Source organism: Nesterenkonia sp. YGD6 (assembly GCF_022565895.1).
Taxonomy (GTDB): domain Bacteria; phylum Actinomycetota; class Actinomycetes; order Actinomycetales; family Micrococcaceae; genus Nesterenkonia.
The window spans coordinates 300,097-322,077 of sequence record NZ_JAJOYY010000001.1; the positions used below are offsets into that span (position 1 = coordinate 300,097).

The 21,981-nt window shown below is 68.5% G+C and carries 19 protein-coding genes; 6 read left to right on the plus strand and 13 right to left on the minus strand.

From position 1 onward, the window contains the following. Positions 1-16: 16 nt before the first annotated feature. From LTI14_RS01400 to LTI14_RS01420, 5 genes are all read right to left on the minus strand, one after another. A complete protein-coding gene (locus tag LTI14_RS01400) occupies positions 17-292 on the minus strand; it encodes a YlxR family protein (RefSeq protein ID WP_241464093.1) in 276 nt (91 codons plus the stop codon). A gap of 54 nt (positions 293-346) precedes the next feature. Continuing rightward, the gene (nusA, locus tag LTI14_RS01405) at positions 347-1,324 is read right to left on the minus strand and encodes a transcription termination factor NusA (RefSeq protein WP_241464092.1); all 978 of its coding nucleotides are present in this window, start codon (positions 1,322-1,324) and stop codon (positions 347-349) included. A 24-nt stretch (positions 1,325-1,348) separates the two neighbouring features. Continuing rightward, the gene (locus LTI14_RS01410) at positions 1,349-1,894 is read right to left on the minus strand and encodes a ribosome maturation factor RimP (RefSeq protein WP_241475476.1); all 546 of its coding nucleotides are present in this window, start codon (positions 1,892-1,894) and stop codon (positions 1,349-1,351) included. 175 nt (positions 1,895-2,069) lie between these two features. Continuing rightward, positions 2,070-2,426, minus strand: a complete 357-nt coding sequence (locus tag LTI14_RS01415) for an SHOCT domain-containing protein (protein WP_241470082.1) — start codon at positions 2,424-2,426, stop codon at positions 2,070-2,072. Beyond that, a complete protein-coding gene (locus LTI14_RS01420; RefSeq protein ID WP_241464086.1) occupies positions 2,423-2,866 on the minus strand; it encodes a DUF6325 family protein in 444 nt (147 codons plus the stop codon). The genes LTI14_RS01415 and LTI14_RS01420 overlap by 4 nt, the downstream gene beginning before the upstream one ends. A gap of 205 nt (positions 2,867-3,071) precedes the next feature. On the opposite strand from LTI14_RS01420, the gene LTI14_RS01425 reads away from it, so the two are divergent. Continuing rightward, positions 3,072-3,458, plus strand: a complete 387-nt coding sequence (locus LTI14_RS01425) for an SHOCT domain-containing protein (protein WP_241464084.1) — start codon at positions 3,072-3,074, stop codon at positions 3,456-3,458. 10 nt (positions 3,459-3,468) lie between these two features. On the opposite strand, the gene LTI14_RS01430 is transcribed toward LTI14_RS01425, so the two are convergent. Further along, entirely contained in the window at positions 3,469-5,913 is a 2,445-nt protein-coding gene (locus LTI14_RS01430; protein ID WP_241475484.1) for a helix-turn-helix transcriptional regulator, read from the minus strand. 254 nt (positions 5,914-6,167) lie between these two features. Between LTI14_RS01430 and LTI14_RS01435 the strand changes: the two genes are divergently transcribed. Then, positions 6,168-7,973 (plus strand): proline--tRNA ligase, encoded by a 1,806-nt coding sequence (locus LTI14_RS01435; protein WP_241475486.1) that lies wholly within the window; start codon positions 6,168-6,170, stop codon positions 7,971-7,973. A 29-nt stretch (positions 7,974-8,002) separates the two neighbouring features. After that, entirely contained in the window at positions 8,003-8,797 is a 795-nt protein-coding gene (locus LTI14_RS01440) for a TSUP family transporter (protein WP_370642650.1), read from the plus strand. 61 nt (positions 8,798-8,858) lie between these two features. On the opposite strand, the gene LTI14_RS01445 is transcribed toward LTI14_RS01440, so the two are convergent. From LTI14_RS01445 to dxr, 6 genes are all read right to left on the minus strand, one after another. Continuing rightward, the gene (locus tag LTI14_RS01445; protein ID WP_241475488.1) at positions 8,859-10,262 is read right to left on the minus strand and encodes an FAD-binding oxidoreductase; all 1,404 of its coding nucleotides are present in this window, start codon (positions 10,260-10,262) and stop codon (positions 8,859-8,861) included. Between the two features lie 205 nt (positions 10,263-10,467). After that, a complete protein-coding gene (locus LTI14_RS01450) occupies positions 10,468-11,550 on the minus strand; it encodes a hypothetical protein (RefSeq protein WP_241475490.1) in 1,083 nt (360 codons plus the stop codon). Next, complete coding sequence (locus tag LTI14_RS01455) at positions 11,551-12,402, minus strand: GNAT family N-acetyltransferase (RefSeq protein WP_241475492.1); 852 nt, start codon at positions 12,400-12,402, stop codon at positions 11,551-11,553. Positions 12,403-12,418: 16 nt separating this feature from the next. Then, complete coding sequence (ispG, locus tag LTI14_RS01460) at positions 12,419-13,567, minus strand: flavodoxin-dependent (E)-4-hydroxy-3-methylbut-2-enyl-diphosphate synthase (protein ID WP_255727281.1); 1,149 nt, start codon at positions 13,565-13,567, stop codon at positions 12,419-12,421. A gap of 129 nt (positions 13,568-13,696) precedes the next feature. After that, on the minus strand, positions 13,697-15,217 hold the full coding sequence (locus LTI14_RS01465; protein ID WP_241475494.1) for a M50 family metallopeptidase: 1,521 nt from the start codon (positions 15,215-15,217) through the stop codon (positions 13,697-13,699). After that, on the minus strand, positions 15,214-16,506 hold the full coding sequence (dxr, locus tag LTI14_RS01470) for a 1-deoxy-D-xylulose-5-phosphate reductoisomerase (protein ID WP_446740364.1): 1,293 nt from the start codon (positions 16,504-16,506) through the stop codon (positions 15,214-15,216). The genes LTI14_RS01465 and dxr overlap by 4 nt, the downstream gene beginning before the upstream one ends. Before the next feature lie 100 nt (positions 16,507-16,606). On the opposite strand from dxr, the gene LTI14_RS01475 reads away from it, so the two are divergent. Both LTI14_RS01475 and LTI14_RS13195 read left to right on the plus strand, forming a co-directional pair. After that, positions 16,607-17,074 (plus strand): GNAT family N-acetyltransferase, encoded by a 468-nt coding sequence (locus LTI14_RS01475; RefSeq protein ID WP_241464070.1) that lies wholly within the window; start codon positions 16,607-16,609, stop codon positions 17,072-17,074. Positions 17,075-17,240: 166 nt separating this feature from the next. Beyond that, positions 17,241-19,943 carry a LuxR C-terminal-related transcriptional regulator gene (locus LTI14_RS13195; protein WP_241475505.1) on the plus strand — a complete coding sequence of 901 codons (2,703 nt, stop codon included), beginning with the start codon at positions 17,241-17,243 and terminating at the stop codon, positions 19,941-19,943. A gap of 16 nt (positions 19,944-19,959) precedes the next feature. Here LTI14_RS13195 and LTI14_RS01485 read toward each other — a convergent pair whose 3' ends face one another. Continuing rightward, entirely contained in the window at positions 19,960-20,529 is a 570-nt protein-coding gene (locus tag LTI14_RS01485) for an RNA polymerase sigma factor (protein WP_241470091.1), read from the minus strand. A gap of 336 nt (positions 20,530-20,865) precedes the next feature. Between LTI14_RS01485 and LTI14_RS01490 the strand changes: the two genes are divergently transcribed. Beyond that, complete coding sequence (locus tag LTI14_RS01490; protein WP_241475524.1) at positions 20,866-21,966, plus strand: Gfo/Idh/MocA family protein; 1,101 nt, start codon at positions 20,866-20,868, stop codon at positions 21,964-21,966. Positions 21,967-21,981: the final 15 nt, after the last annotated feature.

Below are 21,981 nucleotides of genomic sequence, written 5' to 3' on the forward strand. Positions count from 1 at the left end.
GCAGCCCCAGGCGGCGTCAACCGTTGGTGCCAATAATGTCGTGCAGGTCGAGCGTCCTCGGGTCCACGGTCCGGCGGAAGGCCCGGTTGAAGGCCTTGCGCTTGACGGCGGTCTCGAAGCACTCACGCTGCGGGTGCAGCCAGGCGCCTCGTCCGGGCAGGGCCCGATCGGTGTCCCACACCACCAGCGGCGGTGCAGGATCGGCGTTCTGGGCTGCGCTGAGTGCGAGCCTTATTGCCTTGTCCTGAGCGACCTCACGGCGACAGCCGATACAGGTACGCACTGGAACCATGACAGTCTACCCCTTCCGGCGGCGTCGAGCAGAAACGTGGGAGTGGGCGGCCGGTCAGGGTGCGGCGAGCGTGGCGTCGGAGACGATGTCGATCCGCCACCCGGTGAGCTTCGCGGCGAGGCGGGCGTTCTGGCCCTCCTTGCCGATGGCCAGGGAGAGCTGATAGTCCGGGACGACCACGCGGGCGCTGCGGGTGGCCTCGTCCAGGATGGTGACCGATTTCACCTTCGAGGGTGAGAGTGCGTGGGCGATGAACTCGGCGGCGTCGTCGGAGTGATCGATGATGTCGATCTTCTCGTCGTTGAGCTCGTTCATGACCGCCCGGACGCGGGAGCCCATGGAGCCGATGCAGGCACCCTTGGCGTTGATCCCCGACTGGTGGGCGCGCACCGCGATCTTGGTGCGGTGCCCGGCCTCACGCGCGATAGCCGTGATCTCCACGGAGCCGTCGGCGATCTCGGGGACCTCATGCTCGAAGAGCTTCTTCACCAGGCCCGGGTGTGAGCGCGAGAGCGTGATGGAAGGTCCGCGCATGCCGCGGTGGACGTCGACGACGAAGGCGCGGATCCGATGACCGTGGACGTATTCCTCGCCGGGGACATGCTCCTGCGGGGGCAGCAGCGCCTCGACGCTGCCCAGGTCCACCTGGACCATGTTGGGGTTGCGGCCCTGCTGGATGGTGCCGGAGATCAGCTCGCCCTCGCGGCCCTTGAACTGGCCCAGGACCTGATCGTCCTCGGCGTCGCGGATCCGCTGCATGATGACCTGGCGGGCGGTGGAGGCGGCGACCCGTCCGAAGTCCCGGGGGGTGTCGTCGAACTCCCCGATGAAGGTGCCGTTCTCGTCCTGCTCCTTGGCCCACACCGTGACGTGGCCAGTGGACTGATCGATCTCAGCCCGGGCGTGCTGCAGCGCTCCGGGCGATTTGTGGTAAGCCAGCACCAGCGCCTGTTCGATGGCGGGGATCAGCCGCTGCAGCGGGATCTCTCGCTCTTTGACAAGCATGCGCAGTGCGCTCATATCGATATCCACTTGTGCCTCCGGTTAAGCCAGTATCTACTGCGTGTGGGAAAACTCTACCTGCACTCGTGCGTGGGTGATCGCCGCGAGACTGATCTCCGCGGGATCTCCGTACTTCACCGGCATCCCCTTCTTGGGGGTCGGCTTCTGCTCGACCACGGTGATGGAGCCGTCGCTGACCGCCTGCAGCCGGGCCAGGATCGGGCTGTGCCCGGCCTGGGTGATCTCCAGCATCCGGCCCAGGTTGCGCTCGAAGTGCCGCGGTGTGGTCAGCGGGCGGGTCGCGCCGGGGGTGGAGACCTCGAGGTCATAGCTGTCGAGTTCGGGCAGGACGTCGTCCTCGTCGAAGCGGGCGGAGATGGCCTGGGACAGTTCGGCGATGGTGTCCAGATCCACCTGGTCGGTGCCGGTGAGCAGATCCACCGAGACCTTCAGCGTGGTGGTGGGCCCGTTTGCGGCGAGCTCGATCTCCTCGAGGTACAGCCCCTGCGCGGTGATCGTGGGGGTGATCAGCTCGGCGATCTTCGCCGCGCGGGCATCCTGGAAGCGCTGCTCACCGGTGGGGCGGGGGGCGGTGGCCATGACGGTCCTATCGGTGGTGGTCTGCGGTGCGTCTCTATTGTGCCTGAGACTCGCCGCACCTCCTACCGAGCCCTGTGGGTGCGCCCCGCTCAGGCCCGGCCCGCTGGCGGACCGAGTCTCCGGGAACGTCGGGGGTGATCGCTCGGCGGCGGCGCAGCGGCGGTTCAGCGGCGGCTCAGCGGAGGAGCTTGCCCTTCGCGGCCGCGAACTCCTCCTCGCTGAGCAGACCCGATCGTCTCAGCTCGGCCAGCCGCTGCAGGTCATCCATGAAGCTCGTGCCGCTGGGAACTGCCAGCGGCACAGGTGCGAGCGGGGCCGGAGGAGCGGCATGGGCGATCGCCGCCAGCGCGGCTGCCTCGATGCGCGCCTGCTGATGGGCGGCGGCGTAGTGCTCCTGGTCGTCGCGGTCCTGTGCCCGACGCTGCTGATAGACGTCCCCCTCCCCGGTCAAGGCCTGGGTGGCGCCGAGCAGCACAGACGTTCGGGCAGCCAGTCCGATCAGCCCCGGGCGTCCGACACGTTCGATCGTCACGGCGGTCCTCCCTCCACGGGGTCATACAGGTCGATGAGTGCGTTGACGACCGGGGCCGGTACTCGCGTGGTGCGCAGGACCTCCGCCTCCCCCTGGGCCAGCCGGTCTGCGAGCATCAGCTCGAACCTGAGCTCCAGGGCCAGCACCACCGCCGAAGACCCGCAGGCCAGCGGCGCGGCGAGCTCGATGAGGTCCTCCTCGCCGATCAGCCCCTCGGTCACCGGGTCCGGCCCCACGCTCAGTCCCAGCCGGTCGCGTCCCGCCAGGTCGAGCATGGCCGCTCGTCCGGCCTCGTCCTTGCTCACCGCGACCAGGTCAAGGAGTCTCACCGCGCCGGTGGAGAGCACATCTGCCAGAGCGGTCAGGGCACCGGGGGCCGGCTCTTGTCCCTCGAAGGCGAGCAGATAGATCTCCACGGGGCCGTATCGAAAGTCAGGCATGGTCTTTTCCCTCTCCGGTGATCTCCGCGATCCGGCAGAGCCCTGCAGCACAGGGGGTGTCTGATCCGATGCTCGCAGAGCCGACCGCGCGGCGGCGTTCTGCTCACCCGGAACGGGTGATTTTCAGTCCACCCGCCGCGGGGTCTGTGTGACGCTCAAGGTGTCAACTCCTCGACGGCGGCAGCGTGCACAGAAGGGCAATGTCATGGAATTCTGGGAATCGTTCTGGTCCATCATCTGGTGGTTCGTATGGGCCTTCGTGTTTGTGGCCTATCTGATGGTCATGTTCAGCATCATCGGAGACATCTTTCGGGACAGGAAGCTCGGCGGGTTCTCCAAAGCGGTCTGGGTGTTCTTCTTGATATTCCTGCCCTTCCTCACCGCATTGATCTATCTCATCGCTCGTGGCGGCGGGATGGCTGAGCGCGGCGCCGCAGCTGATCAGAGAAGCCATGAGGCGATGCTCGCGCGGCTGCGGGAGGTGGGCGTGACCAGTCCCAGCGTCGAGATCGAGAAGGCGGCCCTGATGCGCGATTCGGGCACCATCACCGAGGAGGAGTTCAGGTCGCTCAAGGCCAGGGCCCTCGCCTGAGGCTCTAGGTTCAGGGCGCGAGCTGCTGAGCCTCGCGGCGGGTCCGGACCCCCAGCTTCCGGTGGATCGCTCGCTGGTGGGTCTTGACCGTGTTCACCGAGACCATCAGCGCGTCCGCGATCTCCTGGATCGTCTTGGAGGTCTGGAGCAGCCGGTACACCTCGACCTCCCGGCCGGAGAGGGCCGCGAGGACCCCGCGGCGGCTCTGTTCAGCCGTCAGGGCGCTGGCGATGAAGGCCTCATGGGATGTGCGTCGGGTCAGATGGTCCGTGAGCAGCAGGCGAAGATTCAGGTCACCGTCGCAGAAGGGCTGGCGGATGTCTTCGCGCTCCGCGATGTCCAGGGCGTACTCACAGTATTCGTGGGCGACGTCCGGTTCCCCGCGCATCCGGTGGACCAGGGCAGCTGAGATTCGTGCGGAGATCGCCACGTAGGAGATTCCCATGAATGCTCGATGCCGGGACAGCAGGCGGAATGCGCGAGCGGGATCCCCGGCTCGCCGCAGAATGCCGGCCAGCACGACCCCGATCATCGGAAGGTCTGCCGCATCAGGGTGTCGCTCCACCAGCGCCAGGGCCCTCGGCCGGTGCCCCGCGACCTCCTCCAGCACGGCCTGCGCCGCATCCCGGAAGATCGGCCACTGCACCCCCTGGGCCTCCTCCCGTGACACAGCCTCCAGCTCGAGGGCAGCCCTTCGACACAGGGCCGGATCCCGGGCACCCGCAGCGCTGAAGGCCAGGAACGTCCGCACCGCGCCGCCGAGAGGAACAGGGGCGTCCCCCGCCTCGATGACGCGACCGAACCATTCGGTGGCGCTCTCGAAGTCTGCAGACCAGTACGCCAGCAGTCCCATCGCGGTGCCGAGCGCACTGCCCTCGTAGTGTGTCGATATCGAGGTCGATGCCTGAAGCGGAGCATCGACCTCGCTCAGGATGCGACGGGCGCGGGCGTTTCTGCCATCCCACAGATCGACCATGGCGAGACTGCCCAGTGCGCTCCGCTCAAGCTGGGCCTCCCCCATCGCTCCCCACTCGCGGGCGGCGGCAGACATGATCTCGGGGGCAGACTCAGGGTGCAGGCGGAGCCGCAGCTCGGTCCAGGCCAGCAGGAACAGCACCCCGACCCGCTCCCGTCCCTCGAACTCCCCCGAGACAGAGAGCCGCGCATGGACGTCCCGCGCCGCCGTCAGCGCCGCTCTGGGGTCGTCGGTGAGAAACAGTCGCGCGACCCGGAGCACGGACTCCACACCCTCGTCCGTCGCGTCATCGGGCAGCGAGTCCAGCACCTTGCGGAATCGGGTGCGGGCCACCTGATGCTCGCCCATGACATCTTCGGCGCAGGCGAGGATGAGCTGTGTCGTGGCCGCGCCGGATAAGCGCTGCGGAAGGCCCGCGCAGAAGGTGGCGACCTGTCGGGCGTGGTCCCCGATGATCAGCTCCAGCCAGTTCGCGACCAGCACCTGATGGGCACGATCATGATCCTGAGCCGCCTGGAAGTGGCGCAGTGCGCTCAGGGGGTTGGTGGACGACAGCTGCTCGCCTGCCCTGAGGTGGAGCAGGTTCAGCGCCGTCGGGTCCTGACGGCGCAGGATCTGGGTGCACTGCCGCGCGAAGATCGGATGCCACCGGTAGGTCGGGGTCTCGCCCGATTCGCAATGCCGACTCAGGAAGATGCCGCGGTCGACCAGCTCATCCAGCACCGCGGCAGCGTCGTCTCGACCGGACAGTGCGGTGGCGAGCTCGGCCGTCAGCTCCGTGCAGGCAGTCGTGGTGAGGATGAACACCGCCAGCGATTCACCCAGCCCGTCAAGGATCTGGGTCTGCACATAGCTCCTCAACAGGTCCTCGAGGCTGTCTCCCGCTCCGGGAGGCCGCTGGCTGGCCAGCGCGGCCGTCTGCACGGCGATAGGCCATCCCTGCGTGCTCTCGAGCACCTCGCGCGAGTCCAGGCTGTTTCCGAATCGCTTCAGCAGGCCCTCGGTCTCTGACCGGTCGAAGGCCAGATCCGCTGCGGAGAGATGGGCGGCGGAGTCCTCCAGGATCTGTTTCGCCAGCCAGGCCTCGATCGGGGTGGTTCCCAGGAACACCAGCCGCAGGTGTTCGGGGGCGTCGTCGACGAGCATGCCCAGCAAGCCGGCCCTCAACTGACCTGCGGCTCGCTGGGCGTCGTCGATCACCAGCACGGAGACAGACGCAGGCTGCTCGAAGGTCCGGCAGACCTGGTCGTAGAGCGTGGTCGCGTCGGAGCCCGGATCCAGCTCACCCAGCGCCTCGCGCAGATCGTCGTCGGCGTGGAGCAGTCCGCGCAGGGCAGTGATGACACCCGACGTGAGCGCCGCCGGTTCATCGTCGGCCGGACCCAGGCAGAGCCAGGCGACCGGACGCGGCTGATGCCTCGCCCATTCGGCGGCGGCCCGAGTCTTGCCGTGACCGCTGGGGGCGCTGATGACGGTCATCCGGTGTCCTGTGACCGCGCGCTCGATGGCCGCGGTCACGCGGGGACGCGGCAACAGGTCCGGCCGACTCGCCGGAATGCGATAACGGGCCCATGGCACTGTCGGATGCGCTGGCCTCGAGGCGGCCACGCTGGGAGTATATCCACGCTGCGCGACGGCGCGGGAGGGCTGGTCGACGACGCGTGGGAGCTCATCTGCGAGCGCCCCTTAGACTTGGGCCGGTAGAAGATCCCTCACCGGAAACGAGTTCACCTGTGCCGCTCCGCCTGTCTCACCTGTTCCTCCGCACGCTGCGCGACAACCCGGCCGACGCCGAGGTCGCCAGCCACCAGCTGCTGGTCCGCGCCGGCTACATCCGCCGCGCCGCCCCGGGCGTCTACAGCTGGCTGCCGCTGGGGCTGACCGTGCTGCGGAAGATCGAGGCGATCGTCCGTGAGGAGATGAACCGGATCGGCGCCCAGGAGGTGCACTTCCCGGCACTGCTGCCCAAGGAGCCCTATGAGGCGACCGGCCGCTGGGACGACTACGGCGACGGGATCTTCCGGCTCAAGGACCGCAAGGACGCGGACTACCTGCTGGCACCCACCCACGAGGAGGTCTTCACCCTGCTGGTGAAGGACCTCTACAGCTCCTATAAGGACCTGCCGCTCTCGATCTATCAGATCCAGACGAAGTACCGCGATGAAGCCCGCCCCCGGGCAGGCCTGCTCCGCGGCCGCGAGTTCATCATGAAGGACTCCTATTCCTTCGCGCTGACCGAAGCGGACCAGAGCGCGGCCTATGCGGCCCACCGCGAGGCCTACCTGCGGATCTTCGACCGGCTCGGCCTGCCCGTGGTCCCGGTCAACGCACAGTCCGGCGCGATGGGCGGCTCGGCGTCCGAGGAGTTCCTCTTCCCCTGTGACGTCGGCGAAGACACCTTCGTGGAGTCCGAGGGCGGCTTCCGCGCCAACGTCGAGGCGGTGACCACTCCGGCTCCCGAGCCGCTGGACTTCTCCGGACTGCCGGAGGCCCAGGTCCACCACACCCCCGGCACCGACACCATCGCCACCCTGGTCGACGCCGCGAACACCCACCAGCCCCGGGCCGACCGCGAATGGACTGCGGCGGACACGCTGAAGAACGTCGTCGTCGCGGCCGTGCTGCCTGACGGCACCCGCCGGATCGTGGTGCTCGGCGTGCCGGGCAGCCGCGAGGTGGACCTCAAGCGCGCCGAAGCCACCATCGGCGGCCTCCTCGGCGTCGGCGGCGAGGTCGCACTGGAGGCCGCGAACGAGGCGGACCTGAAGAAGCACCCCGGACTCGTCCGCGGCTACATCGGCCCCGGACTCACCCTGGACGCCCCCGTCCTGGGCGAGGAGTCCGGCACCGGCATCAGCTACCTGGTGGATCCCCGCGTGGTGTCGGGCACCAGCTGGATCACCGGTGCCAACGCATCTGACCAGCACGTGTTCGGCCTGGTCGCCGGGCGCGACTTCGGCTGGGACGGCATCATCGAGTCTGTGGTCGTGGAATCCGGTGACCCGGCCCCGGACGGCTCCGGTCCGCTGCGCACCCGCCGCGGCATCGAGATGGGCCACATCTTCCACCTCGGCACCCGCTACGCCGAGGCGCTCGGCCTGCAGGTCCTCGACGTCAACGGAAAGCTCGCCACCGTGACCATGGGCTCCTACGGCTTCGGCGTGACCCGCGCGCTGGCCGCCATCGCCGAGGCCACCCACGACGACAAGGGCCTGATCTGGCCCGCCGCGATCGCTCCGGCCGATGTGCATCTGGTCGCCACCGGCAAGGGCGAGGAGGTCTACGCGGCCGCCGAGGCGCTGATCAGCGAGCTCGAAGCCGCCGGCCTGACCGCGATCTACGATGATCGGCCCAAGGTCTCCCCCGGCGTGAAGTTCGGCGACGCCGAGCTGCTCGGGGTCCCGATGCTGGTCACCGTGGGCCGCGGCCTGAAGAACGGCACCATCGAGCTCAAGGACCGCCGCTCCGGTGAATCCCACGAGGTCCCGGTGGCCGAAGCCGCGGCGGCGGTGCTCGAACACGTCAAGGGTCTGCGCTGACCGAGACCCTCGAGGCCGCCACTGATCTCGTGATCGGTGGCGGCCTCGAGATCACCTGGGTGACCCTGCTGCTGCTGGTCATGGCCGGCTTCGCGGCCGGGTGGGTGGACGCCGTCGTCGGCGGGGGCGGGCTGCTGCAGCTGCCGGCGCTGCTGATGGTCCCGGGGATCACCCCGGTCCAGGCGCTGGCCACCAACAAGCTCGGGTCGATCTTCGGGACGACGACGTCGGCGATCACCTACGCGCGACGGGTCAGGCCCTCGATGACCACGGCGCTGCCGATGGCCGCGGCGGCGCTGCTGGCCAGCTACGGCGGCGCGGCGGTCGCCGCCTCGCTCCCGGAGCGGATCATCCTGCCGCTGATCCTGCTCGCGCTGATCGGCGTGGGCGTGTTCACCGCAGTGAAACCCCACGTCGGGCAGCTGGAGAAGCTGCGGCACGCGGGGATGGGCCACCTGGCGCGCGCGGTGACGATCGGGCTGATCGTCGGCTTCTACGACGGTGTGCTCGGCCCAGGCACCGGCACCTTCCTGGTCATCGCCCTGGTCACCGTGCTGGGCTACAACTTCCTGAACTCCTCGGCGCAGGCGAAGGTGGTCAACGTGGCCACGAACCTCGGCGCGCTGCTGTATTTCTTCCCCGCCGGACACGTGTTCATCGGCCTCGGGCTGGTGCTGGGTGCCGCGAACATGGCCGGGGGCTACCTCGGCGCGCGGATGGCGATCGCCAAGGGATCCAAGTTCATCCGGGCGGTGTTCCTGGTGGTGGTCTTCGCGCTGGTGATCAAGCTGGGCTACGACGTGGCCATGGACCTCTTCGGCTGATCCTCGACGGCGCGGCCTCCGTCGGCGCCGGCCAGGTCCGCACCGTCTCGATCGACGCCGGCTAGACCGACGCCGGTCTGATGTTGTGGTTCAGCCGGAACAGGTTGGTCGGATCGTAGCGAGTCTTGATCTCGATCAGCCGTCGGGTCTTGTGCCCGCCGTAGACCTCCTGAACGGCCCCCGTCGGATCGGTCTCATGCTCGGCGCCGAGGAAGTTCACATACTGGCCGTCGTCGGCGTGGGGTTCCACGGCGGCGTGCGCCCGCCGAGCAAACGCCGTCAGGCGAGAGTCCTCGGACGGGTCCTGCCAGAATCCGTAGATGTTGAGCCAATAGCGGGCCGAGCGGTTGGGAAAAGCGGTGGCATCCTCGGCCACCCGGCCGAAGGCGCCGTCCATATGATGGATGTCGAAGCCCGTACCGATCCAGGTGAGCTCCCCTGCGATCTCCAGCAGCGCGTCGATGACCTCGTCATCGAGACGCGAGAAGGAGGCGTTCTTCCAATAGCCGCGCGCGCCCTTGGGGAAGAGCCCGTCCATTGCCGACTGCCATGCAAGCCATTGGACCGGCTCGATCTCCTCGGCGTCGGGCGGGGCATGCTCGCGCAGCCGGTCCACCAGTCGCGAACCCTCATCCAGGTCTGCTCCGACCCAGGCGACCCCGATGACCAGCACCGGCTCCTCGCCGACCCCGTACTCCGAGGGCAGCCGAATGATCGAGAGGATGCTGGTCATCTCGTCGGGCAGGTCCTCGGTCCACCGGGCGAACGCCTGCAGCGCCTGCCGCCAGTGGGGCCGGCCGTAGACCAGGTTTCCACCCAGGACCTGTTCCGGCAGTCGCTGTGCCCGGTAGACGAAGGAGGTCACCAGTCCGAAGTTCCCGCCCCCTCCGCGGAGCGCCCAGAACAGGTCTGGGCTGTTCTGCGCATCTGCATGCACGTGCTCCAGGTTGCTGGTGATCACCTCCGCGGAGATCAGGTTGTCCAGCGTCAGGCCGCAGACCCGGGTCAGCCAGCCGACCCCGCCGCCCAGGGTCAGTCCAGCGACCCCGGTGGCGCTGATCACCCCGAGCGGGACCGCGAGGCCGTGCGGGACCGTGGCCGCGTCCACATCGGCGAGGGTCGCGCCGGGCTCGACCGTCACGATCTGAGTCTCAGCATTCACGTCGACGCCGCGCAGCAGGCTGAGGTCCAGGACCAGCCCTGCCTCGACGGTGCCGTGCCCGGCCACATTATGTCCTCCGCCGCGGACCGCGAGCGGCGTTCCAGTGCGTTGTGCGAGGTCGAGCACGGGGTCGACATCGGCGATGCTGCCGGCTCGGACCACGGCGCGGGGATGAACGTCCACCATGCCGTTCCATACCCGGCGCGCGTCTTCGTACAGCGGATGGTCCGGTTCGATCACCACGCCCGACAACGAGGATCTGAGTTCCTGCAAGGACTGGTCGAGGTCTCGATCTGTGTCCATGTCTGCGCCCTCCATGTGGAGGTTGTCTCTTGACGCCGGGCGCCCGATCGCCGGAGCGCTTCAATGCGGCGTGGTGGGGAATGACTTAATTCTGAGCAGGCCCGCGCAGCGCTGTCAACGGTGCATGAACGCTGGGCTGAATCACCTGTGACGGGGGCTTTCATCGACCGCCTGCGGCTGACCGATTCCTGTTTCGAGCAGGAGGTCAGTCGAGGCTCTCGAGGAGGTCGGCGGCTTCGGCCTGGAGCTCTTCGACGGCGACCTCGGCCTCCTCCTCGGAGAGCGCGTCTTCCAGCGGGACCGCCACCGTGACGATGTGCGAGCCGCCGCGCAGGGTGATGGCGGCATTGTGCTCGGTCTCGCCCTCAGCGCTGATCCGCCGGGTGGTGCCCAGTGCGGCGTCGGCGGTGGAGGAGACGTCGACGGTGTCCACCGAGGTGGAGGTCTCTGCGGAGTCCTCTCCGCCGCGGCTGGCCGTGTAGGAGTCGCAGGAGTCCAGTCCGTCCTCTTCCGCGGCGAGGTATGCATCCGCGGCGCGCCAATCGCGGAAGGTATAGATCACGGCCTGGCGCGCTCCGGGCAGGTCCACGGTGACGGGCCCGGGCTCGGGCTCGGGCTCTTCCTCGTCCTCGGAGCCGCCGTTCTCTGAGTCACCGGAGTCGTCGGAGTCTCCGTTCCCTGGATCACCGGATGCGCCGTCGCCCTCAGGGTCGGGATCTTCTCCTGACTCGGATTCATCTGCAGAGTCATCCCCGGACTCGTCGTCCTCGGTGCTGGCGAGCTGGAAGCGCGCCCGGTCACCGAACGTACCGGCTTCAGGATCGCCCTGGGCATCTTCGGGCTCCTCGGGCTGCTCATCGCTCCGGTCCTCAGCAGACTCGGTCGTCTCGTCCGCGTAGGCCACCAGCGCGCCGGCAGGAACCGGCACCGCCGAACGCACCACGAACTGCTTGCACTCGGGCGGGTCGACCACCAGCCGCTGCAGCTCGGTCTCGATGTCGCGCAGTCCCGCCCAGTACTCCGAGGTGTCGCTCAGCGCGGCATCCGGGTAGCGGGACTCCAGCTGCTCACGCATCTCCTCGTGAGAGAGCTGGTTGCCGGAGGGTTCAGGGACCTGCTGCTGGACTCCCCCGGTGCTGGTGTCCGGCTCGGCCGCCGGCGTCCCGGCCTGCTCCGCGGGGGAGCTCTCACAGCCGGTGAGCAGGAGCACTCCGAGGAGCCCGAGCACTGCGCCGACGGTGGGACGACGGCGGCGCTGCGCGGCGCGAGTGGAGGGGAAGAAAGTCATCTAGAACAGTATGGTCGCGAACGTCCCCACCTGGGTGAATCCAACACGCTCGTAGGCGCGAATCGCCGCAGTGTTGTAGCTGTTCACATACAGGCTCACGGTGGGCGCCAGCTTGAGTCCGTGCTCGACCACGGCGGCCATCCCCGGCCCGGCCAGGCCACGTCCGCGGTGGCTGGGCCGCACCCAGACGCCCTGGACCTGGACCACCTCGGGGCTGACCGCGCCGAACTCGGCCTTGAACACGATCTCGGAGGTCTCGGGATCCACCGCGATGATCGAGTGTCCGGCGTTGATGAGTCCGCGCACGCGCTCCCGGTACTGGCTCGCGCCCTGGGCGTAGGGGGAGAATCCCAGCTCTTCGGTGAACATCGCCGCACTGGCCGTCTCCACCCGGGGGAAGTCCCCCGACTGGGACAGCCGTGCCCCCGCGAGCGGCTCCACTTCAGACACCTCGGTGATCGACATCAGCGGCTGGTCCGGCCGGACGTCGCGTGCGCCGGTCCAACCGGTGGCCTCGAAGAGGTGCAGGGCAGCATCGGCGCCCCCGTAGATCGAGGCCACTCGTCGGCGCATCGCACCGACGGCCACCCCTAGGAGTTCTCCCTGGGCGGCGGTTGCCGCCACGGGGATGATGTTGCTGCCCGTCCAGCAGGCGGCGAGCAGCCCGTTCTCGCCGTCGATGCCGAGCACCACGGCGCCGTTGCGGCCCTTGCCGGGCGCGGCAGAGCGGCGGGCACGCACGGTCGCGGTGACCGAGACATTGGCCACCGGATCGGTGGCGAGCAGCTGCTCGAGCGCAGGGGTGTCCCCGTGTCCGAGCACACGGACCTCTCCGCGGGTGGCGCGGTGCACGCGTGCAGCTGCGGCGTCAGCTGACGGAGACCACAGGGGCACTCGCTGCCTGAGCATCTCCATCGGATTCGCGTTCCATCTCCTCGGCCAGCCGGTTGGCTTCTTCGATCAGGGTCTCCACAATCTGGTCCTCGGGCACGGTCTTGATGACTTCGCCCTTGACGAAGATCTGTCCCTTGCCGTTGCCCGAGGCCACGCCGAGGTCCGCGTCGCGGGCCTCGCCTGGTCCGTTGACCACGCAGCCCATGACGGCCACGCGCAGCGGCACGGTCATGCCCTCAAGGCCGGCGGTGACGTCATCGGCCAGGGTGTAGACGTCGACCTGGGCGCGTCCGCAGGAGGGGCAGGAGACGATCTCGAGCTTGCGCGGGCGCAGGTTCAGCGATTCCAGCAGCTGGTTGCCCACCTTGACCTCTTCGGCCGGCGGGGCGGAGAGCGAGACGCGGATGGTGTCGCCGATGCCCTGGGAGAGCAGCGCGCCGAAGGCCACGGAGGACTTGATGGTGCCCTGGAAGGCCGGTCCGGCCTCGGTGACGCCCAGGTGGAGGGGCCAGTCCCCGCGCTCGGCGAGCATCTGGTAGGCCTGGACCATGATCACCGGGTCGTTGTGCTTGACCGAGATCTTGAAGTCGTGGAAGCCGTGCTCCTCGAACAGCGAGGCCTCCCAGACGGCGGATTCGACCAGCGCCTCCGGCGTGGCCTTGCCGTACTTGTCCATGACCCGCTTGTCCAGGGACCCGGCATTGACGCCGATGCGGATGGAGACGCCGGCGTCGCTGGCGGCCCTGGCGATCTCGCCGACCTTGTCATCGAACTGTCGGATGTTGCCGGGGTTCACGCGCACGGCCCCGCAGCCGGCCTCGATGGCGGCGAACACGTACTTGGGCTGGAAGTGGATGTCGGCGATCACCGGGATCTGCGACTTCATCGCAATGATCTTCAGCGCCTCGGCGTCCTTGTCCGTGGGGCATGCCACCCGGACGATGTCGCAGCCAGAGGCGGTGAGCTCGGCGATCTGCTGCAGAGTGCCGTTGATGTCATGGGTCTTGGTGGTCGTCATCGACTGCACCGAGACGCGGTGATCACTGCCCACACCTACTGACCCGACCTGGAAGTTGCGCGTCTTCCGGCGCGGCGCCAGCACTGGCGGCGGCGCGGAGGGCATTCCGAGATTGATCGCGGGCACAGACTCTCCTGATGGATCTTGAGTGTTGACGTCGGTCAGACGTCAGATTCTTGGGGCATCGGCGAGGGTCACCCGCCTCTCCCATGGTACCGCCCGGTGTGGACGCGGCTAGTCGAAGAGGCGGATCGGGTTCACGATGTCCGCATAGATCAACAACACGCCCATGACCAGCAGCATTCCAACGACCACATAGGTCAGCGGCAGCAGCTTGGAGATGTCGAAGGGTCCCGGATCCGGGCGGCCCAGCAGCTTGGCGAGTCGACGGCGCAGGCTCTCATACAGCGCCCCGGCGACGTGGCCGCCGTCGAGCGGCAGCAGCGGGATCAGGTTGAACACCATCAGCGCCACGTTGACCCCTGCCACCAGGGAGATCAGCGAGGCGAAGCGGGACTCCAGCGGGATCTCCTCCTGAGCGGAGAGCTCCCCGGCGATCCGCCCCACACCCACCACCGAGAGCGGCCCGTCGGGGTCCCGCTCGGCGGAGGTGAAGGTGGACACGGCCACGTCGTAGAGGCGCACCGGCAGGTTCGCGACGACGGCACCGACCGCCTTGGACTGCTCCCACACCACCGGCCCGGCCTCCCAGAACGGCTGCTGGACCAGCTCCTGGTCAGCACCCATTCCGATGAAGCCCACCGGTTCGGTGATGAGCGCGCCGTCGTCGTCACGCTGGGCCCGGCCCAGCCCGTCGCTGATCGGGCGCTCGGTGAGGATCGGGGTCAGCGTGGTGGTGGTCTCCTCACCGGCGCGGACGTAGGTGACCTCGCTGGACTCGTCGGCCGACTCGCGGATCAGCTCGGTGAGCTCGTCCCAGGTGTCCACCGACTGACCGTTGAAGGCGAGGATCTGATCGCCCGGGCGCAGACCCGCCTCATAGGCCGGTCCGGCGGGGTCGTCGGCGGTGCACTCGCTCTGCCCGGCGTCGGCGGCATCGGCGGAGACCACGCATTCGAAGACCTCGCGGACCGTGGTGTTCGGTTCGGCGGTGCCGTGGAAGGAGATGATCCCGGCGGTCAGCGACAGCGCGATCAGCCCGTTCATGGCCGGGCCGCCGAGCATGATGATGATCCGCTTCCAGGTGGGCAGCCGGTAGAACATCCGGTCCTCGTCCCCGGGCTGCAGATCCTCGGCCGCGACCTCGCGGGCGTCGGCGGAGAGCTGCTGGAAGATCCCGGTGGACTGCGAGCGGACGGTCTTGGTCGTCGTGCCGGGTCCGCTGCCGGCTCCGCCGCCGTCAGCACCTGCACTCGACGACGACGCGGCGGGGGCGCCGTACTGGGCGCCGACCTCGCGCAGATAGGGGTCCCGCGGGGCGGCATCCTCGCCCAGGGCGGCCTCGGCCGATTCGTGGTCCTCCTCGGCGGGGTGGTTCATCGTCCCGGTCTCATCCGGGGGCGGGTACATCCCGATCATCGCGACGTAGCCGCCCAGCGGGATCGCTTTGACCCCGTATTCGGTCTCGCCGCGGCGGCGGGACCACAGGGTGGGGCCGAAGCCGACCATGTACTGGGTGACGCGGACCTTGAAGAGCTTGGCGGGCAGCAGATGCCCGATCTCATGCAGCGCGATGGACAGCGCGATCCCGAGGGCGACGATCACGATGCCGGCGATCATCAGCAGCGCGATCATGCGCGCACCTGGACTGATCCGGCGGCGATGCGCTCATCGGCGGCGGCCCGGGCCCAGTGCTCCGCGCCCAGGACCTCCTGGAGCGAGGGTGCGGCGCGGCTGCTCGCGGGGTGGTAGCGCTCAAGCACGGCTTCGACCGTGGCGACGATGCCCGGAAAGCTGAGCCGGCCGGCGTGGAAGGCCTCTACGGCTTGTTCGTTGGCAGCGTTGTAGACGGCCATGTGGGTGGGTGAGGCGGCGCAGGCGCTCTTGGCCAGGGCGACGGCGGGGAAGGCCTGCTCATCGAGCGGCTCGAAGTCCCACTGCATGGCCTGGGTCCAGTCGATGGGCGCATCGATCTGCTCGAGGCGTTCGGGCCAGGAGAGTCCCAGCGCGATCGGGATCAGCATCCGTGGGTGGCCCGCCTGGGCGATGGTGGAGCCGTCCCGGAACTGGACCATCGAGTGGATCCACTGCTGCGGATGCACCACGGTCTGGATGTCCGCCAGCTCGATGTCGAAGAGCAGATGCGCCTCGATCACCTCCAGCGCCTTGTTCACCATGGTCGCGGAGTTGGTGGTGACCACCCGGCCCATCGCGTAGTTCGGGTGTTTCAGCGCCTGGGCGGGGGTGACCTCGGCGAGCGCGGCGGCGTCCCAGCCGCGGAAGGGCCCGCCGGAGGCGGTGACCACCAGGCCGGAGACCTCCGAGGCGCCGCTGAGCTGGGAGTTCCCGTGTGCGGGGACGGAGCAGAGTCCACGCTCATGTCGACCGGAGCTCAGCGCCTGCGCCAGCGCGGAGTGCTCGGAGTCCACCGGGACCAGCTGTCCCGGGCGCTGCAGCGCCTCGGCGACCAGCGCGCCGCCGACCACCAGTGACTCCTTGTTCGCCAGCGCCAGGGTGGCGCCGGAGCGCAGCGCGGCGAGGGTGGGGCGCAGACCGATGGAGCCGGTCATCCCGTTGAGCACGACGTCGGCGCCGGACTCTCCGGCGATCTGCACGGCCGCTTCCTCACCGGTGAGGATCTCGGGGCGGCGCCCCGCCGTGCCGACCGCCGGGGCCGAACCCGGCGAGCCGGCTGACAGCGCGCGCTGAAGCTCGCCGGCCGCGCCGTCGTCGGCGATCCCGACCAGGTCGGCGCCGGTTGCGGCGACCTGCTCGGCCAGCAGTGCGGCATTGGACCCCGCGGCCAGAGCCACGACCTCGAATCGGTCCGGGTGTGCGGCGATGACCTGCAGCGCCTGGGTTCCGATGGAACCGGTGGAACCGAGGATCGCCACGCGGCGCTTGGGGGAAGCCATAGCCACCATTATGGCGCACCGAGGTCGCCCGTGATGGGCGTGCACAGTACGCTGGGAGCACAGCAGTTGCAGACCCATGCGGCCACAAGCCGATGAAGGAGCCTCACCGATGATCACACTGCGTGCAGTGGAGACCGAGGACCTGGAGCAGTTCTTCGTGTTCCAGCAGGATGCCGACGCCGCACATATGGCCGCATTCGCCTCGACCAACCCCAAGGACCGCAGCGTCTTCGACCACCATTGGGGCGAGCTGCTGAACTCCGATGACATCATCGTGCGCACCATCGATCGGGACGGCCAGCCTGTCGGCTCGATCGCCGCGTTCGAGGATGAGGACAGCCGGGAGATCACGTTCTGGATCGAAAAGCGCTTCTGGGGCCAGGGCATCACCACCGAGGCCGTGCAGAAGTTCCTCACCGAGTTCCCCGAACGCCCCGTCACCGCCCGCGTGGTGGTGGACAACCTCGGCACCCTGAAGATCCTGGAGTCCCTGGGCTTCACCGAGACCGGTGAAGAGTCCAGCTTCTCCAACGTCCGCGCCAAGGTGGTGCAGGAGAAGATCCTGCAGCTGGGCTGAGCGGCCCGGCGACTCCGCCGGCACCCTTGCCGCGCCTGCACCCTTGCTGCGCCTGCCGCGCTGAACAGTGTCAAATCGCGAAACACTCATGACATTGTTCTGACCTGGGCCTAGTATGTGTTCAATGCCACTGACGGTGACGTCTTGAACCTAAGGGGGTCCGCGCGTGAACGCCACAGCCGCCAGGGTCGCGATGGGTCGAGACCCGGAGCGCGCGAAGGTGCTGCGCGCGATCTACAGCACTCTTGCCGGACGGAGTGCCGTCTGCTTCCTCGAGGGCACCATCGGTTCTGGGAAGTCCACTCTCGCAGGCGAGGCGCGGGCCTGGGCGGCCTCCGCCGGACTGACCGTCATGGCCGTCTCCGACCTGACACCAGACGCAGAAGTGGGCGAGGCGCTGCAGCAGCACGGCCCGGGCCCGTACTGCCTGGTGGCCGATGACCTGCACCGTGTCGAGCCCGGGATCCAGGCGTCCCTGGAGCAGCTGATCGATCATGGCGCGCTGACGCTCAATGCTGGTCCTCCGGTGCTGATCATCGCGACTGCCTCCCCCACCACCGATCCACTCACCCGTCGGCTCGCGAAGATGGCCGCGCAGACCGGGACCCGGATCACCCTGCGTGGCATCACACAGCACGAGCTCGACAAGCTGCTGCGCCAGCACGGCCATCGCCTCGCCGAAAAGTCGCTCGCTGTGGTGCACGCCCGCGCCGCCGGAAACCGTGGCATCGCGCTGCGCCTCGCCGGCGCCGGACTGACCTCCGACGCCATGGCCCGCTCAGCGATTCCACAGTCATTCCTGCAGCCCGAACTCGAGCAGATGGCACCATGTCTGCGCACCTTCCTCGAGGTCCTCGCCCTCGACGGCGGCGACTCGTCGACCGGGCAGACCGCGGAGGTCGCCGCACTCGCCCTCGAAGCGGCCACCCGCACGGTGACGGCCGCGTTGGACGTCGATTCTCTGGTCGATGCGCTCAACCCCATCCTGACCGGCAATGGTCGAGAAGTGCGTCTGCACGATCAAGCCTGGCGCGAGGCGACGGTCGCGCTGATCGAACCTGCCAGGCGTCGGCAGCTGCATGATCTCCTCGCCCGGCGCACGAGCGGTCTCGCACAGGCCAGACATCTCAGCGCGGCCTCCCCAGACGGGGACCCCGAGCTCGGCGACACCCTCGAAAGCGAAGGGATCCGAGCGCTGGAAGCGGGAGACTATTCCTCCAGTGCGGAATACCTGGCGCTGGCCATGGGTGTCAGCCGTGGGCCCGAACGGAACCGGCGGATGGTCTCCTCCTGTCTCACCGTGGGCATCGCGGAGAACCCGGGCGGCATGGCCTCCCTCTTCACGGAGGTCGGGCTGCTCGAAGACCCCGCCCTGGCCGCGTTCTTCCACGCCGGACTGGCTTTCTTCACCGGTCGGCTCGCCGAGGCCCGCCGCCTGCTGCTGACCCAGCTGCGCAATCCATGGTCGAACAAGTCCTTGGACGATCTCACCCATTGGCGCATGCTGATCCTGCTGTGCTCTGTGGAGATCGCCGCGGCCGATGCGCGTGCCGCACAGGCCGCCGTCGCGGCGGCACAAAGCCTTGAGGTCGAGCCCGCCACCCCCATCGACAGGGCCCTGAGCCGAGTGCTGGTCATGCACGAGGTCTACGCGCTGTGGAACTCCGGAGCAGTCGAGGAGTCCATCACTCGTCTGAACGCCTTCCTGATCGAAGCCGCCGATACCGCCGAACACACCGATGCGCTCTACTTCCGCGCACGCGCGCACTTCTACGCCGGCCATACGACTGCCGCACTGGATGATCTGGAGCGCGCCGAGGAGGGCCGGCATCGCCGGGTGGTCCCTGCGGCGGCCCAGCGCGGAATGGCTGAACAGGCCATGATGGAGTTCCAGCTGGGACGCTGGACCGACGCGATCCTGCGCGCGGAGCGGGTGATCGCGATGGCTCGCACCACGCACGACTGGCGTGGTCTCGCAAGCTCCCATGCGGTCCTGGCGATGGCCGCCGTCGCCCATGCCGATGAGACCGCCGCTGCCGAACATGCTGACTGGCTGAGTCATCATGTGACCACCTCCAGCGCACTGCCCCTCTATAACGTCATGACCGCGATGGCCTGGACGGCGAGGATGGCTGGGGACCAGGAGCGGGCCCTCTGCGTGATCGCCGATTTTCGGGGCAGCAAGCTGAGCACCTGGACCGAGCGCGTGGGCCTCATCGGGTGGCGGGCGCTGGAGATCGAAGCGCTGCTGGACCTCGAGAATCCGACCCGAGCGCGGCTTGCAGAGGCCGAGCGACTCCTGGCGACGTTCTCGCAGAAGGTGGCCGCGCACCCCGCGCTGCCGCTGCCCTATGGCCACCCGCAGGCGCTGCGGGCCAAGCTCGCCGCGCAGCGCGGAGATCTCATGACTGCCGTGGCGGACTACCGGTCCGCCATCTGGCTCACCGCAGACTTTCCGCACACCAAGGCCCGACTCCACCACAGCCTCGGCGTCGTCCATCGCGAACGCGGAGAGCACACAGAGGCTGACGATCAGCTCGAGGCGGCGCGGGACATCTTCGCCCAGCTCGGCGCGGCTCCGGAGCTGACCGCGGTCAAGGGCAGACTTCTCTCCGTGGCTGGCCGCTATGCCTCGCTCACTCCGCGGGAACGGGACATCGCTCACCTGATCTCTCAGGGCCGGACCAATCGTCAGATCTCCGAGAGCCTGTTCGTCTCGCAGAAGACCGTGGAGTATCACGTGGCGAACCTGCTGCCGAAGCTGAGGATGGACTCCCGGCGTGAACTCTGGACCGCGGCGGCGGTGACCTCGCAGCGCACCAGCCCCCCGGAGCAGACGCCGGGATTCGCACCCGGCGTCCGCGCCTGAGCCGGGACCAACCAGCTCAGTCGTAGGCTCGCGCGACATCATCGGCCCCTCCGGCCGCGAAGGCATCTCCCTCCTCGCGCGCATGCCCTCCCAGGGCCGTCCGCAATGATCTCAGCCCGTAATACATCCGCGTCCGCAAGGTCGCGACCGGAACCCCCGTCTGGGCCGAAAGCTCCGAATAGCCGACGCCGTTCAGCTGAACAGCGGCGATCACCTGGCGGTGCTCGTAGGTGAGTGTGGCCAGGGCCTCATAGAGGACCAGCCGCTCCACAATGAGGATGTCCTCCGTCACCTGCTCGCTCGGCCACTGCATCTTCTCCGGATCCGACGGCGCCGGGCGCCGGGCGCGGGCGCGCAGGGAATCGATGATCAGGTTCCGCGTGATGGCGAACAGCCATGTCCGCACCGAACCCCGTTCGCTGCGGTAGAGGTCTCTGTTTCGCCAGGCGCGGATGAAGGCCTCCTGAACACAGTCCTCTGCCTCGGCTCGGTCACCCAGGGCCTTGCGCGCGAAGGAGAAGAGAGCCCCTCCGTGCGCGGCAAAGGCGTCACGGACGTCCAACTCTGTGTCATCTTCTGCCTGCATCGGAGGCGCCCCCTCGTGTGGCGGTGGAGCGCTCCTGGCGGCTGCGGGTCGAGAACTGGTCTTGCCTGGAAGGGAGTGGGCTGAGGGCAGGCGGCGGGGCAGTCACGGTGGAGCTGGGAGGAACAGGCATAGCGAAGCATCCCGGAGATCTGGCAGGAAGTCCTGCAGGGGTGGATCCACCGGCGAAGGGGCCGGCGGGCCCTTGTTCACTCTAGAGACTAAAGTCCACACCCTCCAGGGTGCCCTGGGGTGCCACCCTAGGGTTTTGCCGCTGCGCAGACCATTGTCCGAATCAGCAGCCTGAGGAAAACTCCTGCTCGGTGTATTCTCAGGCCCATGACTGTGAGCCACGCAACGCCGGCGTTTCCGGAAGACTCTCCCCTCGACTCCGCTCGCTCCGCCGAGACACAGGTCGAGACACACCCCGCGGCCCCCGCTACACGCCCGGGTTCACTGCGCTGGGGCATCCTCGCCACCGGGTTCATCGCCGGGCAGTTCACCTCCGATGCGCTGATCGCCGGCCTCGACGTGCGCGTCGTAGGCTCCCGCTCTGCGGAGTCCGCGCAGCGCTTCGCAACCACCTATGGGATCCCCCGCGCCCACGACTCCTATGAGGCGCTCGTGGCGGACCCCGAGGTCGACATCATCTACGTGGCCACCCCGCATCCGATGCACCGCGAGACCGCCGGGATGGCGCTCGAAGCGGGCAAGCATGTGCTCGTGGAGAAGCCGTTCACGCTCAACCGCGCCGAAGCCGTGGAGCTGCGCGACCTCGCCGCGCGCCGGGGACTGCTGGTCATGGAGGCCATGTGGACCCGATACCTGCCGCATATGCGCCGGATTCGCGAGATCATCGCCGCCGGCGGAATCGGCGAGGTCCGCACCGTCTTCGCCGATCACACCCAGTCCCTGCCCACCGACCCGGAGCATCGGATCAACGCGCTGACCCTCGGCGGCGGCGCCCTGCTGGACCTCGGCATCTACCCGATCTCCTTCGCCTGGGACATCCTCGGCGAACCGATCAGCATCCAGGCCGCCGCACATTTCGGTGCCACCGGCGCGGACACCGAGGTCGCCACCGTGATGACCCACCTCTCAGGGGCACTCTCGACGACGACGACCTCCTCGCGCGCGAAGGGCCCCAACACCGCCCATATCGTGGGCACCGAAGGGCGGATCGACATCGACGGGGTCTGGTACACCTCGACGGACTTCAGCCATCGCGCCGCCGACGGCACGCTGCTGGAGCGCTACGAGTCTGCCCGCAACGGTGTGGGCATGCAGCATCAGGCCCTCGCGGCCGAGGACTACGTGGCCCGCGGGGTGCTCGGAGGCGAGCGGCTCAGCGTGGACGATTCGGTGCGGATCATGGGCACCCTGGATGAGATCCGCGCCCAGATCGGACTGCGCTACCCGGGCGAGCCACGGCTGCGCTGAAGCTCGCTGCACCTG